A 13772-nucleotide genomic window follows, 5' to 3' on the forward strand; every position below is an offset into this window, starting at 1 on the left:
TTTTCATGTCGGGGTTGCGGCTGAAAAGTCATGGTTGTTTTCTATTTTTCCGCCATTTACCCATCAGCGGCATCCGTAAGCCAAACACAAGGCCTACAATGAAAATTAGCAAAACAGCAAATAGTACAGTGCCTGCATAAAATGCAATGGTGTTCCACATTTCTTTTTCTTCCTTTTCTCTATATTTGAAAGCTTTACTACTTCAATACACGGAAGCTTCCTGTCGCCACCGCCAGCAGCGTTCCGTCTTCCGTCTCGACGCGCGCTTCTGTCGTAATCGTACGTTTGGTACGGTGTACAATGCGGCCGCGCGCATAGACTTTACCTTCACCCACAGCGGCAAGATAATGGATATTCATATTGGTGGTCGCCTGCTTCATGTCTCCTTCAGAGCGCGCCGCAAGCCCCATCGCATTGTCCAGTAATGTGGCATATACACCACCGTGCAGCGTCATGTTTCCGTTCATATGCTCGGGCGCTACGGTAAGCGAAAGCAACGACGTGCCCGCTTCAACACTCTCGATAACGCAGCCGGTATGCTTCCAGAACGGCACATCGGAGAAATACTCTTTTAATTCCTGCAAGTATTGCTTGTCTGCCATCTGTGAACCTCCATTGTATATAGTATATATCTTCATCTTACCATTATTAACAAAAAAATAATGGATGAAGAACGCAAGCTCCTCATCCGTTCCTTCAGAATTATATACCATGCTATACACAGGATAAGAAACAGTTCCATATCTGTAATCCAACATCTTCCGGGCACATTCCTATGCAGGAATTTTACGATTTGCGCCGAAACACAACACATACTGAAAATGATAGAGACAAGGAGGCCTGCAGATGAGCGTCAATCTAAAAGATAAATTTGGTACCGGCAAAACACCGGAACAGTTCATGGAAGGCATGACCAAAAATAAAGAAGCGTTTCACGATTGGTACAACCGTTTCTCCTGGCCGGAAGGGGAGCAGACATTTTTTCAATCCCTTGCAAACCGTAACGATTTGCGCTGCCTGATTCTTGCGTCGGATTGGTGCGGGGACGTCGTACGCAATGTGCCGGTCGTATTCCGTGCTATGAATGAAGCCGGCATCACGACAGAAGTGCTCATTATGGAAGACAACCTTGATGTCATGGATCAATTTCTGACAATGGGCGGCCGCGCAATTCCCGTGGTCATTTTCACAGATGCGGACGGCAATGTACTCGGCAAATGGGGTCCGCGTCCGGTACACGTGCAGGCGATCATGACTGCATTCAAGGAGAAAAATCCGGACCGCAATGCACCCGATTACGAGGAAAAGATTAAAGAAGCACGCGCAAAGATGCTGCAGGAATACGGCGAAGATACAGGCTATCAAGCCGTAATTATTAAAGAGCTGCATGAAACCCTTGCCAAACTGTAAGACAGAATCCGGAACGGCGGCAACGTCGTTCCTTTTTTCACTCTTCGCTCCTTCTGTTATAATGGAAAAAACAAAAGAAAGGTGGACTCCCTACTAATGAGACCGAACCCGATCTCTTTAGAGACGGCAAAAATACTGTCCGAAAAACTCAACGTGCCAATCGAACAAATTATGCATATGCCGCAGCATATCCTGTTGCAGAAGCTAACCGAGGTCGCCAATCAAGAAGATAAGGATAAAGAGTAAATCAAGAAGCGGAGGGGGATTTTTCCCCGCTCCGCTTCTTTCGATCCAATCCTCCCATAGCGCAGGCTTTACGGTTGCTCGTTCTGCCTACTTACTATTCAGCATGTCCCGTTCCTCGTCCGTAAATACCCGCGAACGAGTCAAAAACCGTACCCCTTCAGGTCCTTCAAGCGAGAACATGCCCCCTCTTCCGTTCACCACATCAATAATCAATTGCGTATGTTTCCAGTACTCGTATTGCGGCTTGCTGATGTAGAACGGACTGTCCCCGATTTTTCCCAGCAGAATGTCCTGATCTCCTACCATGAACTCATCCCGCGGATAACACATTGGAGAGCTGCCGTCACAGCAGCCGCCGGACTGATGAAACATCAGCGGACCGTATCTATCCTTCAGTTTCTCGATCAAAGCAAGCGCCTTATCCGTTGCCAGCACCCGTTTGACTTCGTCCATACCCTCACCCCCCGCTGACGCAACGATTAGAAGAAGCCCTGCGCTTCCGGTGCATAGCTAATCAGAAGGTTCTTTGTTTGCTGATAGTGATTGAGCATCATTTTATGCGTTTCCCGACCGATGCCGGACTGTTTGTATCCGCCGAATGCGGCATGAGCCGGATATGAATGGTAGTTGTTAATCCACACGCGGCCCGCCTGAATTTTCCGTCCCATGCGGTACGCCGTATTCATATCGCGTGTCCATACACCTGCACCCAGACCGTACAGCGTATCATTCGCTATGTGCAGCGCTTCCGTCTCATCCGCAAATGTAGTAACAGATACGACAGGACCGAATATCTCTTCCTGGAAGATGCGCATTTTGTTATTGCCTTTGAAAACGGTTGGCTTAATATAATAGCCTTCCTTCAAATCCCCTTCCAGGTAGTTGCGTTCGCCGCCGATTAAGCACTCTGCGCCTTCCTGCAAACCGATATCGATATAGGACATAATCTTTTCCATTTGTTCCATAGATGCCTGTGCTCCGATCATCGTCTCGGTGTCAAGCGGATTGCCCTGCTTAATGCTTCTGACGCGCTCGAGCGCCCGCTCCATAAACTCGTCATAGATAGATTCATGAATGAGGGCACGGGACGGGCAGGTACACACTTCTCCCTGGTTAAGCGCAAACATCACGAAACCTTCAATCGCTTTATCGAAGAACGCATCGTCTTTTGCCGCCACATCCGGGAAGAAAATATTCGGTGATTTACCGCCCAATTCCAATGTGACCGGAATGATATTTTGTGAAGCGTACTGCATAATCAGGCGGCCTGTTGTTGTTTCGCCGGTGAACGCAATTTTTGCGATACGCGGGTTGGATGCAAGCGGCTTGCCCGCCTCGACCCCGAATCCGTTCACTACATTAAGCACACCCGGCGGAAGCAGATCTTCAATAAGTTCTATGAGCACCATGATGGAGGCCGGAGTCTGCTCGGCCGGCTTCAGCACGACGCAGTTGCCTGCCGCCAGCGCCGGGGCCAGCTTCCAGCATGCCATCAAAATCGGGAAGTTCCACGGAATGATTTGGCCTACAACGCCAAGCGGCTCATAGAAATGATAGGCTACCGTATTCTCGTCAATCTCGCTGATGGTTCCTTCTTCGGCGCGCAGAATGCCGGCAAAATAACGGAAATGGTCAATGGCGAGCGGAATGTCAGCTGCCATCGTTTCGCGTATCGGTTTACCGTTGTCCCACGTCTCGGCAACCGCCAGCATTTCCAAATTCTCTTCCATCCGGTCGGCGATTTTGTTCAGAGTGCGGGCGCGCTCTGCGGCCGGCGTACGGCCCCACGCATCTTTGGCAGCGTGCGCCGCATCGAGTGCCAGTTCGATATCTTCCGCTGAAGACCGCGCAACCCTGCAGAATGTTTTGCCGTTAACCGGAGAGATGTTATCGAAGTACTCGCCTTTGACCGGAGCGGTCCATCTTCCGCCGATGTAGTTGTCGTATTGCGGTTTAAAATTCACCTTGGCTTGTTCTTGTCCCGGTTGTGCACTAATCATAATGTTTGTCCTCCTTTTAATTTTGAAATAAAAGATATATGAATATAAAAGGGATACCTATACATTCAGTTGCCTATACTTTAGCCACCATCCTTTCAAACGCTTTGACCGCCGCTTCCGCCACCTGAATATCCTGCTGCACCGACCCCCCGCTTACACCGACCGCGCCTACGATCCTACCTTCTGCGCGCAGCGGAATGCCGCCGCCAAACAACACGATGCGCCCGCTGTTCGTCGTATTGATGCCATACAGCTCAGCACCCGGTGCACCGGCTTCCGCCAGGTTTGCTGTCGGCATCTTAAGCGCCACCGATGTCCACGCTTTATTCTGGGCAATGTCGACGCTAACCAGCAGCGCATCATCCATCCGGTGGCAGGCGACGAAATTCCCTCCTTCATCAACTACAGAGATCACCATCGGGACACCCACCTGAAGCGCTTCATGTTCCGCTTGCTCTATCATTTCCTTTGCCATATCCAGAGTGAGCACGCTCATTCGCCTCTCATCCTTTCTTTATATGAAGTAAGTGCAATCCTTTCGCGAGACGGGCCGCATTCTGTCCGAGGACTCTTCCGTTTTCGGCTTTCTCTACTAAATACGGGGAACCTTGCGGAAGTTTTTCATGACAGACGGTACATGTGCCATCGACACTTATGCCAACACCGATTTCAAGCGGCGAAAGAGAAGCGGCACGCCTGCCCAATTCCTCAGCGCACGAGCTTACGTCTTCCGCACAGGAGAACGGAACCCCTTCTTCCTCAAGACCTGCACAGACATCACGCAGAGTTTTGCTCTCGACGCCTTTCTCATAGAATATAGGAATATAGACACGGCGTTTCACAGGGTCACCTCCCGAGCGGCCGTTAATACCAGCCCGGTTGCTACCGCATTGCGGGGACCTTCCGTTCCTCGTACATTAGCAAATCCGGCCACGATCCCATATTTGCCCAGTTCTTCCGTAACCATCTGCGGAATCTCAAAATCAAGCGCGGACCCGCCGACCATGACGACGAATGAGAGGTGCCGGATGTTTTGTGTGGGCACAATTTGCTTGAGCGCCCGCAGCGCATTCGTAACGAATACACGCCGTTTGGCGCTTCGCCGAATCTCCCGTACCTTCTCCATGGACAGATTGGCGGGAAGCGGCGTCAATCCGCCTTCTTCCCGGATAACCACCCGACCGTAAACGTCCGGTGGAAACGGAGAGCCGGAGAACAGCATGGTCCCGTCTTCAAGCTGCATATGAAACAGGCTTACGACTTTGCCTAGCGGATGTTTCTTAACTCTCTCGGCCAGCTCTCGGTCTCCGAGCGCCAGCTCCGCGTCGATGAGCATGGTGACCATATCGCCCGCCCCGGCCAGATGTACCGAGCTTATCTCGCCCCGCTCATTCACCGCGGCGGCATCGGTGGAACCGCCTCCCATATCAAGGATAACAAGCGGTGCTTCTGTACCCGGGGTTGTTAACGCTCCGCGGATAGCCATTTCCGCCTCTATCCCTCCGACTTCCACCGAAATGCCAAGCTCTTCTTCAAGCGCCTGTGCCACTTTCTCCACAGGCATCCGCTCCGTTCTCACCATGGATGCCATCGCTACCCCGCTCTCCACGGACAGCTCACCGGCCATCGCTCCGCCGATCGAAACGGGAAGAGACGCATCGGTCGCCAGCAAATCTCCAATGGTAATGTCTGAAAAAGGCTGTCCGGCACTGTCGGATAAGTGCTGACGTAAACCGTTCAGCATACCGCCGACATTGGTACCCATCTCTCCCTGTACATCGAGCAGCCCGCCCGTTTTTTCAACGCTCTGCATAATGGCTTCCGCTCCGTCATTGACCGCAACGCTTACGTTATTTTTCCGGCCGTAGAGTGTTAAACGGCCCGCTTCGATGCGCCGCTCGACTATTTCTCCCTGCGGTGTGCGAATGACGACAGCGGAACGGTTGCCGACCAATGCCCGTGCGATGGGTGCAATTTGTCTGGTCTCTTCCGGTGTCAGCCCGAATACGGTGGAAAGCCCGTATGGATTGCTAAGCGTACGGATGACATATCCGGGAAGTGCAACCTCCACCGCCGCCTGCTTGCCGAGCGGTACTTTTTCAATGGAAGCTACTTCATCGACAATCGGAATTTTGTGACGAAGCCGGTTGTAAATAAGAACCCCGTCATCTTTTTGTGCTATTGCCCCCACAATCTCGATTCCCCGTTCACATGCCTGGTTCATCTTATAGGCAGCCCACTCATAATCGGCTTCCTGCGGAATCACCACGATGTATGCCTGCCCCGCTTCCGTGTCGGACGCCAGCATACCAAGCGAAATAGTGATGCCGATAGCAAGCCCTGCACCACCAGGGGTATCAGGATTATGTCCAATCATCGACGATTCGGTAATCAGCGTCTCGCTGATGACATCCATCGCAAGGTCACCGATGACCGGAACCGCATCATTTACGCGAATTCTGGAGATATTTTCAAGGGAGACGCCCGCTTTTTCTACCGCCTTCTTCAACGCCAGGCGGATGCCGGAAACGTTGTCCACCGTTCCTTTTACGCCGGTCGTCTTCGTCAGATGCTGCGCAAGAAACTCAGCCCTTCCGCCGTCCACCCGTGCCAACGCCACCTCGGTCGAGGAGTTTCCGATATCGACTCCGGCAATCAGCTCAGGCACTTTGGCTACTCCCCGTCCCTGCGCAGCAGGTTCCGCTGCTCGTATACGTCGGCCGCTTCGCGGATGAGGGCGGCATTCTCGTGTGCTTCATACTGTGACTCCAGTTCTTCGGCGATGGACAGCAGCTCTTCTTTTGTAGAACGCCGGGGACGCAGCGCATTATAGATTTCGAGAATGCGTGCGTCGGAAATGCCGATAAGTTCGGCGGCTCTGCGAAAGTTTCTTGCCTGCTGATTCTTTCCGAGGCTATCGCAAATTTGCGCATGCATCTGAAGGGTCTCGGGACTAATCCGCAAATCGCTGGCCTGTATTTGCCCGGAAAGCGCCGCATCCAACGTCAATTCCTCGTACGATTTTCCGGTCGGAGTACGCAGCAAATCCGGCCGCTTCAGCCCCAGCGGATAATGTTCACGGGTAAGCGTCTCCATTACACCACCTCCTGCTCTTTTACAGAGAATTGGACATCCAGCTCTACCGGCCTGGCATCCGGTACAAGCGACTGACACTCCTTCAGATAGAGAATGGCGGCTACCGCCTGATATTTCGGCCGGGCCATCTGGTCATTGACGACCGGCACCGGGTTTGGACTTTCACCGAGCGCATACATGGCGGCATTCCGCCCAATTGCCCGATATGTCTCCAGAGTAATGAGCGGTGATTGCGGAAACAATTCCAGATTGCTCAATGGGTCCAGATCGCGCTGGTGAATAACCGCCGTTCCCCTCGACTGAAGGCCAATACTGATTCCCGACCCGCTAAGCCTGGCCGCTTGGTGTGCCATGAATGCCAGATCAGCAACCGAGCGGCTGCGGATGACCCGCGGCTTAACACCCTGCTCTTCAATTCCGGCAAGAATCTCACGCAGTACGTATGCATGGTTTACATGGACAATCGTCTGATTTATCGCGGCACCGAATGCAGGTCCTACCGCTATAACCACTTCATGCGGATCTGTTCCTTTTTTCGCTGTCTCCCGCTCGGCCAAATTCATTTCGACTGTAAGGGTTGTGGATGACATGGCACTCCCTCCTTAATCAAAATCCTGCGGGCTAATAGCCTGACGGATGTTTTTAATCTCTTCCCATCTCTCCGGACTTAGCCGATAGCCGGTTCCCGGACCTTTGTAATCGTTTTCATCATTAACAGCGCTGAGCACTATATTATCTTTATTAATAATAGCTGACGTATGCAGATAATCTCCGGTCACCCGCTGCTTGAGCATAGTAAACACGCGCTCCGCGACCTCCCGATATCCCCGCTTCTCAAGCGCAAGAGCTACATCCAATCCGGTAATGCCTTCGTTCAAAATTCGTTCCGCCGCTTTTAAATCTTCTACAACATTGCGCTGCGGCATGTCCTCACTGCTGTTGGCGTATGCGGCAGCCTCTACCTCTTCATCCGTAATCGCCGGAAAACCCAGCTCATCAAATACAGCCTGCAATGCTTTAGCCGCTTTATAACGAATCTCTATCACGCTGTCCTCATCGACCGGGCGCAATCCTCCGTCCACCATCATGTCCCGCTGCAGAACAAGATAATCATCCATATCCGCCGTATCCATATTTGATCCGGCGAACATATTGTCGCTGTTCGGAACTGCACTGTATCCAGAAAAGATAAAATCGGTGCCCGGAAGCATCTGACAGAGCATCTTGGCGCTGCGGCGAATCGGTGAATGCGAGAATGTCTGGTCATTTCCGGAAGCCACTTCCAAATCAAACATGGTCGTAGCGAGATTTTCCGCCAGCACGGCGCGCAGCCCGCTCGGCACGGCCGCTGGCACACCAATGCAGCTGATGGAGCCGTTCTGCAGTCCCTGCACACCCGCGCCTTTGGCCATCATGACGCAGCGCACTTCCAGATACAGCATCGATTTGCCTTCCGCGCCTGCCATCTGCACTTCGGACCCTGTACCGGAAGTAAAGCGCATTTTCGCGCCGCGGGAAGCATACGCCGACGCAAGAAACGACTTGGACCACGGCGTATCATCTCCGTCAATAAATACCGATTCCGTCCCGTAAATCGAAATTGTTTCCGCATAGGAGGTTAAACCGAGCATGGCAAGACGTAATTCGGTTGCTTCTTCGAGCGCATCCTGCGTCAGAATGCCGCCCCGTGCGGTTTGGGAGCCAACAAGCAGAGCCAGGGCATTGAACGGTGCATAGCGAACTACTCCAACCGTCGTCTCCTGCTCATCAAAACCGCGCAATCCCGCTTCCGCCGCATCAGCAGCCATAAGCACCGGGTTGTCCCGCACATTGGTAACGTGGCACTGGTTGGATGGCGTTTTGCGCGCCCGCATCTTCTGCAGTGCCATCATCATTTCCACCACGTTCATGTGATTGAGCACTTCCACTACCTTTGCAGGTGTCATACCCCGGGCAATGTCGATAATCTCAGCGCGGGAGACATGAATGTCAACGAGCTTACGGGCAATTTCGAGCCCGTCCATTGCCATGACGCTCTCTGCCTTTTCCGCATCCATTGTGTAATCTGCGATAAACCGGTCCAGCATATCGAACTTCTCCCGCGGCTTCCCGTCTAATTCGACAATTCTACCATTCTCTACTTTCACGGATGGACTCGGATCGTTCGGGCTCGACATGGCGACAAATCCCATCTCGGGCCATTCCGCGACAAATCCGTCCTGGTTAATCGGCTGTTTCTCAAGCACTTCAAAACGCCCGGAACGTTTCTTAAGCTGCGAAGCCTGCATACTTTCACCCTTTCTTTTATCGCCTTCCCTCATCAATAATTATAATTTTCAATTTATTTTTTGTATCTGTATTCAAATGACTATCATTAGCACTCTCTTTACTTTTCTATCAAAAAAGCGATTGCTGAAATTGATAGGGCAGCAGATTAGGCGACGCCATTTGACGTTTGCGATACTGCGTCGGTGTCATGCCTTCATATTTACGGAACAAGCGCGAGAAATAATTCGGATCCAGCAGGCCGCATCGTTCCCCAATCTGAGCCATTGACAGATCCGTCTCGCTTAGAAGCTGCCTCGCTTTTTCCAATCTCACTTGAATAATATAATCCGTTACTGTCATTCCGGCTTTTTGTTTGAACAGACGACTAACGTACTGCGGATGCAGATGAACGACTTCAGCCAGGCTCTCTAACGTAATCTCTTCGGCGATATGCCGTTTAATATATTCTTTAATTCTGCGTATCGGATGAACTTCCGTAGACTCCGTACGAGGATGAGTCCGCGCAGGGAAAAACTCACGCAGCGTCCGGGCCACTTCTTTTGGGTGCGCCGGTTTCAAAAGATAAGCTTTAGCATCCAATTCGCGCAATTCCTGTTCGGCGTATCGCTCCTCTTCATATGCGGTCAGGAAAATCACTCGACAGTCCGGGCGTTCCGCTCGAATTTGTTTCGCCGCCGTCAGCCCATCCATCACCGGCATTTTCATGTCGAGAATCGCCAAATCAATCACATGCTGCCTGGCTACCTCCACCGCAACCGCTCCATTGTGCGCTTCAAAGCAGCGTGCTCCCGTAAATTCTCCTTCCGTGATAATTCTGGTTAGCACTTCTCTCTCAAGCGGTTCGTCATCCACAATCAGCAGATTCATACAGCTTTCCTCCCGGTAGTGTAATCGTAATGCTGACTCCTTTGCCCGGCTCACTTTTCATCCCGGTAATTCCGTAATTGGGTCCGAATTCGTACTGCAATCTACGGTGAATGTTATACAGTCCGATACCGGTGGTGTGGCCTGTGTCGCGGCCGTGTACGGTTGACAGCATATCCCTAAGTCTTGCCGGCGGCATTCCCTGTCCGTTGTCTTCTACAGTAAACCGGACGGTGCCTTTTGCATATTCTCCCCGCACCCGAATTGTCATCGGCTTTCCTTCCGGTTCAAATCCATGTACGATAGCGTTTTCAATAAGCGGCTGCAGCGTAAGCAGCGGAATCGGCATGCGTTCAAGCTCCGGATCGATATCACACTCAAAACGCAGGCGATCCCGATAGCGAGTTTTTTGAATAAACAGATAATGATGGATATACTCCAGCTCCTCTTCAAGCGGAACCAGCTTGTCAATTTTGCGCAGGTTATAGCGAAGAATACGGGAGAGACTGTACGTGATTTCCTGTGTCTTCTCGGCCCCTTCCAAATAAGCGAGGCGAGAAATTGTGTTAAGCGTATTAAATAAAAAATGGGGATTCATCTGTGATTGCAGCATTTTCAGCTCAATATCCTGCAGGGTTTTCTCAAGTTCCGCGCGCACGCGCAGCTCTTCTACAAGCTTCTGCGTCTTCTCATTAAGTTCCTGCTGGGCCACCTGCTCGGCAATCATTTTAATGATGTAATTAGCGGTTAGAAAAAGAAGCTCCGCAATAGCGCTCACTTTTTTCTTGTCCTGCCTCGCCACTTGTCGTAGAGATTCAGCAAGTTTTGTCTGATCCAGCGGAAGCCCGCTTACGCTGCGGTGAATCGCTGCCAGCTGTTCCGCTTCGTTTTCGGTTATCAGTACCTGCCCGCACAATATGGCGCCGAGATACCGACCATCGTGAATAATCGGGGCGGCTAAATCCACCAATCCGGAGTGGCAGCGGTGAATCACCGGCCGTTCTTCTTGCGCTGCCATAATTCCCACTTTCTCATCCGAAAGAATACAGCGGCTAAGGCCCTCGGGACAGGAACGAATATACGTGCAGAAAGAAGTAAAATTGCTGGGTACGGTAATCGGACGACCCTGCTCGTCACCGATAATAACAGCAAGTCCGGTCGCATCGGAAAATCGATCCTGTACTTCCTGAAGCACTTCCACATCCACAATATCACGAAGTGTTAAAGAAGCCATAGCGTCCTTCCTTTCCTTTTATTTTTCGTTCCGCATTCTCTCTAAGACAATCTCCTTCGGCGTCCAGCAATCGAACCGATAGGTCGGCTTTGTCGCATAGCCAAGTCTGCCGCAGACATATTCCGTTTTACTTCCGGTTCGTTTAACCACCCGGAAATGACGGCACGTTGCACAGCAATGATACTCTCGCTCCATCCCCTTCCTCCGATCCTTTGTTTGTTTAACTCTATCATGAGAGAAAAATTGCTACAAGTGCAAGAAGCAGTTTTCCCTGATTAGATGGTCATTTAAGTGCTACTTTTCCTCAAAATCATACAGAGTCATTTTCAAATCCTCCATGTATAATGTAAACGCTTACTATCTTATGTTGTAAGCGTTATTAAAAAGGAGGATATTTCATGCCGCAAATTTTTGTTTCTCCAGGTAAGTATGTGCAGGGAGCCGGTGTCACAGGTAAAATTGGCCACTACGTTGTTTCTCTCGGGAAGAAAGCGCTCATTCTCGGTGGACAACGGGGCATTGAATCCGTCAGGCAAAATGTTATCCAGAGTCTTACTGATCACCATGTAAGCTACCATATTGAAACGTTCCAGGGCGAGAGCTCGGACAACGAAATCAAGCGAATGTGCGACATTGGCCGTGACCAGGCCGCAGACGTCGTTATCGGTATCGGCGGCGGCAAGGCAATCGATACCGCAAAGGCAGCAGGGTTTGAGCTGGGTGTACCGGTTGTTATCGTACCGACCATCGCTTCCACCGATGCGCCGTGCAGTGCACTCTCCGTCATTTACAGTGATGATGGAGTATTCGAGCGCTATCTTGTACTGCCGAAAAACCCCGATCTGGTGCTGCTCGATACGGAAACCATTGCCCGCTCCCCGGTTCGGCAATTAGTAGCCGGGATGGGAGATGCGCTTTCCACCTATTTTGAGGCGGCGGCCTGTGCCAGGGCACGGGCGAAAAATATCGCCGGCGGCACGATGACCCAGGCGGCTCTTGCCATTGCCCGGCTGTGCTATGATATTTTAATGCGCGACGGGTACAAAGCCAAAATCGCCTGTGAACGAAGGGTAGTAACGGAAGCGCTGGATAACATTGTAGAAGCGAATACGCTGTTAAGCGGCCTCGGTTTTGAAAGTGCGGGCCTCGCCGCCTGCCACGCTGTCCATAACGGATTGACCGTGCTTGAGGAAACCCATCCGTACTGCCATGGAGAAAAAGTTGCGTTCGGAACGCTTACCCAGCTCGTGCTGGAGAATCGAAGCATAAAAGAAATCGAAGAAGTCATCACATTCTGCCGCCTGGTCGGTCTACCGACGACGCTCGCTGATATCGGACTCGAGAGTGCCAGCTCCGAACGGATTCGGCATGCGGCGGAAGCAGCCTGCATAGAAGGCGAAACCATCTACAATATGGACATGGAGATTACTCCGGATAAAGTCTATGCTGCAATGATGGCAGCTGACGCACTGGGTCATACGCACAAACATGGCGAGGAGAACGCTTACCTCCAGTCTTCCGCGTTTATTCTATAACCGCTGAACGCATAAGAAAAACTCGCGGGCGTTGCCGGTCTTTCCCTGCCTTCGAGCCACACGCTCCTCACAGAAAAAGCAACGGTCGGCACACACCCCGCGAGTTTTTCCCTGCTTTCCTATATCACCAAAAGGCCTGGTCATATCGGCCCGGCTTTCGACTGTTCCGATTTCGGACGTCCTACTCAAACACCTTTACTGTTACATCTTTGCGGCCCCACTGCAACGCCTGATTGCGGTCAGAGAAAAAGACGTCAATTTTGTTCCCTTTAATCGCGCCGCCCGTATCACCGGCAATCGCCATCCCGTAGCCTTCTACGTATACTTTGGACCCAAGCGGAATGACGGACGGATCGACGGAAATGACTTTAGCGTCCGGATTTTCTTTCAGGTTAATGCCCTGGGACGTTACGCCGGAACATCCCGCACAATTCGCGGTGTACGCCGTGCTTTCCATTGTCAGCACTTTGCCCGGCTTGACATTATCGCCTGAAGCGTTCAACGCCTGGAATGTTTGCGGCCCGGCAATACCGTCTACTTCCAAGCCTTTCGCACGCTGGAACGATTTTACGGCATCAACCGTTATCGTGCCATAATAGCCGGTCGCCGTGTGAAAATGGAAGTGTCCACGGTTCTTTAGTGCGCTCTGCAACTCCTGCACGTCACTATTCTTCATTCCGTAGTGAAGCGTCTGATCTCCCATGGACGCTTCGGCCATTAATGGAGCGCTAACCATCATTCCGGCGGCAACGGTAGAAACAACCATTTTCTTCAGCGGTAGCATGATTGATAGATTCCTCCCCTTCTCTACTCAATAAGCCCCGCTTCTTCTTCCTGTTTTTTGCTCATGCTCAATAGTACAGCCATTATACAAAGAAATGATGAAGCTGAAAAGAGAACTCCTTCTTTTTGCGAACAATGGACCAAATTCCTTTTTTGCCCTTTTTATAACTTTTTTACCGGACAAAAATATACGGAAAACCACCATGGCATCTCAGCCGCAACCCCGGCATGAAAATGGGGAGAAGGACGGCTGGCTTTTGCGGTACGAAGAAAAAGAGAGAAGAGAAGAGAAGAGACGAGATAATGACTTCAATG

The 13772-nt window shown here is 51.4% G+C and carries 16 protein-coding genes; 3 read left to right on the top strand and 13 right to left on the bottom strand.

Annotated elements, in window-relative coordinates:
* Nucleotides 1-197: 197 nt before the first annotated feature.
* Complete coding sequence (locus tag ADA01nite_RS19910; RefSeq protein ID WP_146812184.1) at nucleotides 198-602, bottom strand: PaaI family thioesterase; 405 nt, start codon at nucleotides 600-602, stop codon at nucleotides 198-200.
* Nucleotides 603-846: 244 nt separating this feature from the next.
* Between ADA01nite_RS19910 and ADA01nite_RS19915 the strand changes: the two genes are divergently transcribed.
* Complete coding sequence (locus ADA01nite_RS19915; RefSeq protein ID WP_146812185.1) at nucleotides 847-1410, top strand: thioredoxin family protein; 564 nt, start codon at nucleotides 847-849, stop codon at nucleotides 1408-1410.
* Between the two features lie 96 nt (nucleotides 1411-1506).
* Complete coding sequence (locus ADA01nite_RS19920) at nucleotides 1507-1656, top strand: YycC family protein (RefSeq protein ID WP_146812186.1); 150 nt, start codon at nucleotides 1507-1509, stop codon at nucleotides 1654-1656.
* An 87-nt stretch (nucleotides 1657-1743) separates the two neighbouring features.
* On the opposite strand, the gene ADA01nite_RS19925 is transcribed toward ADA01nite_RS19920, so the two are convergent.
* The 11 genes from ADA01nite_RS19925 to ADA01nite_RS22295 all read right to left on the bottom strand — a co-directional run bounded on the left by ADA01nite_RS19925 (nucleotide 1744) and on the right by ADA01nite_RS22295 (nucleotide 11334).
* Complete coding sequence (locus ADA01nite_RS19925; RefSeq protein WP_146812187.1) at nucleotides 1744-2109, bottom strand: DUF779 domain-containing protein; 366 nt, start codon at nucleotides 2107-2109, stop codon at nucleotides 1744-1746.
* 26 nt (nucleotides 2110-2135) lie between these two features.
* A complete protein-coding gene (adh, locus tag ADA01nite_RS19930; protein WP_146812188.1) occupies nucleotides 2136-3656 on the bottom strand; it encodes an aldehyde dehydrogenase in 1521 nt (506 codons plus the stop codon).
* Nucleotides 3657-3729: 73 nt separating this feature from the next.
* Entirely contained in the window at nucleotides 3730-4152 is a 423-nt protein-coding gene (locus tag ADA01nite_RS19935) for a GlcG/HbpS family heme-binding protein (RefSeq protein ID WP_146812189.1), read from the bottom strand.
* Nucleotides 4153-4159: 7 nt separating this feature from the next.
* Entirely contained in the window at nucleotides 4160-4498 is a 339-nt protein-coding gene (locus tag ADA01nite_RS19940; protein ID WP_218029591.1) for a glycerol dehydratase reactivase beta/small subunit family protein, read from the bottom strand.
* The gene (locus ADA01nite_RS19945) at nucleotides 4495-6324 is read right to left on the bottom strand and encodes a diol dehydratase reactivase subunit alpha (protein ID WP_218029592.1); all 1830 of its coding nucleotides are present in this window, start codon (nucleotides 6322-6324) and stop codon (nucleotides 4495-4497) included. The genes ADA01nite_RS19940 and ADA01nite_RS19945 overlap by 4 nt, the downstream gene beginning before the upstream one ends.
* Before the next feature lie 5 nt (nucleotides 6325-6329).
* Nucleotides 6330-6752: a diol dehydratase small subunit gene (locus tag ADA01nite_RS19950; RefSeq protein WP_146812190.1), complete on the bottom strand. Its 423-nt coding sequence runs from the start codon at nucleotides 6750-6752 to the stop codon at nucleotides 6330-6332.
* On the bottom strand, nucleotides 6752-7342 hold the full coding sequence (locus tag ADA01nite_RS19955) for a propanediol/glycerol family dehydratase medium subunit (protein ID WP_146812191.1): 591 nt from the start codon (nucleotides 7340-7342) through the stop codon (nucleotides 6752-6754). Before ADA01nite_RS19955 ends, ADA01nite_RS19950 begins: the two co-directional genes overlap by 1 nt.
* Nucleotides 7343-7354: 12 nt before the next feature.
* Nucleotides 7355-9040: a propanediol/glycerol family dehydratase large subunit gene (locus tag ADA01nite_RS19960; protein ID WP_146812192.1), complete on the bottom strand. Its 1686-nt coding sequence runs from the start codon at nucleotides 9038-9040 to the stop codon at nucleotides 7355-7357.
* A gap of 109 nt (nucleotides 9041-9149) precedes the next feature.
* Nucleotides 9150-9908, bottom strand: a complete 759-nt coding sequence (locus ADA01nite_RS19965) for a response regulator transcription factor (RefSeq protein WP_146812193.1) — start codon at nucleotides 9906-9908, stop codon at nucleotides 9150-9152.
* Nucleotides 9886-11139 carry a sensor histidine kinase gene (locus ADA01nite_RS19970; protein ID WP_146812194.1) on the bottom strand — a complete coding sequence of 418 codons (1254 nt, stop codon included), beginning with the start codon at nucleotides 11137-11139 and terminating at the stop codon, nucleotides 9886-9888. The genes ADA01nite_RS19965 and ADA01nite_RS19970 overlap by 23 nt, the downstream gene beginning before the upstream one ends.
* An 18-nt stretch (nucleotides 11140-11157) precedes the next feature.
* A complete protein-coding gene (locus tag ADA01nite_RS22295) occupies nucleotides 11158-11334 on the bottom strand; it encodes a hypothetical protein (protein WP_170230390.1) in 177 nt (58 codons plus the stop codon).
* A gap of 203 nt (nucleotides 11335-11537) precedes the next feature.
* On the opposite strand from ADA01nite_RS22295, the gene ADA01nite_RS19975 reads away from it, so the two are divergent.
* Nucleotides 11538-12674, top strand: a complete 1137-nt coding sequence (locus tag ADA01nite_RS19975) for a glycerol dehydrogenase (protein ID WP_146812195.1) — start codon at nucleotides 11538-11540, stop codon at nucleotides 12672-12674.
* A 181-nt stretch (nucleotides 12675-12855) separates the two neighbouring features.
* Here the strand turns inward: ADA01nite_RS19975 and ADA01nite_RS22905 are convergent, their stop codons facing one another.
* Complete coding sequence (locus ADA01nite_RS22905) at nucleotides 12856-13458, bottom strand: 3D domain-containing protein (protein ID WP_146812196.1); 603 nt, start codon at nucleotides 13456-13458, stop codon at nucleotides 12856-12858.
* Nucleotides 13459-13772 lie beyond the last annotated feature (314 nt).

The sequence above is a fragment of the Aneurinibacillus danicus genome (assembly GCF_007991215.1).
GTDB classification, from domain to species: domain Bacteria; phylum Bacillota; class Bacilli; order Aneurinibacillales; family Aneurinibacillaceae; genus Aneurinibacillus; species Aneurinibacillus danicus.

Excerpts from the sequence above, each read along its gene's own strand:
- ADA01nite_RS22295 (WP_170230390.1), bottom strand. The coding sequence starts at position 11,334 with ATGGAGCGAGAGTATCATTGCTGTGCAACGTGCCGTCATTTCCGGGTG.
- ADA01nite_RS19950 (WP_146812190.1), bottom strand. The coding sequence starts at position 6,752 with ATGGAGACGCTTACCCGTGAACATTATCCGCTGGGGCTGAAGCGGCCG.
- ADA01nite_RS19965 (WP_146812193.1), bottom strand. The coding sequence starts at position 9,908 with ATGAATCTGCTGATTGTGGATGACGAACCGCTTGAGAGAGAAGTGCTA.
- ADA01nite_RS19910 (WP_146812184.1), bottom strand. The coding sequence starts at position 602 with ATGGCAGACAAGCAATACTTGCAGGAATTAAAAGAGTATTTCTCCGAT.
- ADA01nite_RS19935 (WP_146812189.1), bottom strand. The coding sequence starts at position 4,152 with ATGAGCGTGCTCACTCTGGATATGGCAAAGGAAATGATAGAGCAAGCG.
- adh (WP_146812188.1), bottom strand. The coding sequence starts at position 3,656 with ATGATTAGTGCACAACCGGGACAAGAACAAGCCAAGGTGAATTTTAAA.
- ADA01nite_RS19915 (WP_146812185.1), top strand. The coding sequence starts at position 847 with ATGAGCGTCAATCTAAAAGATAAATTTGGTACCGGCAAAACACCGGAA.
- ADA01nite_RS19920 (WP_146812186.1), top strand. The coding sequence starts at position 1,507 with ATGAGACCGAACCCGATCTCTTTAGAGACGGCAAAAATACTGTCCGAA.
- ADA01nite_RS19960 (WP_146812192.1), bottom strand. The coding sequence starts at position 9,040 with ATGCAGGCTTCGCAGCTTAAGAAACGTTCCGGGCGTTTTGAAGTGCTT.
- ADA01nite_RS19925 (WP_146812187.1), bottom strand. The coding sequence starts at position 2,109 with ATGGACGAAGTCAAACGGGTGCTGGCAACGGATAAGGCGCTTGCTTTG.
- ADA01nite_RS19975 (WP_146812195.1), top strand. The coding sequence starts at position 11,538 with ATGCCGCAAATTTTTGTTTCTCCAGGTAAGTATGTGCAGGGAGCCGGT.
- ADA01nite_RS19970 (WP_146812194.1), bottom strand. The coding sequence starts at position 11,139 with ATGGCTTCTTTAACACTTCGTGATATTGTGGATGTGGAAGTGCTTCAG.
- ADA01nite_RS19955 (WP_146812191.1), bottom strand. The coding sequence starts at position 7,342 with ATGTCATCCACAACCCTTACAGTCGAAATGAATTTGGCCGAGCGGGAG.
- ADA01nite_RS22905 (WP_146812196.1), bottom strand. The coding sequence starts at position 13,458 with ATGCTACCGCTGAAGAAAATGGTTGTTTCTACCGTTGCCGCCGGAATG.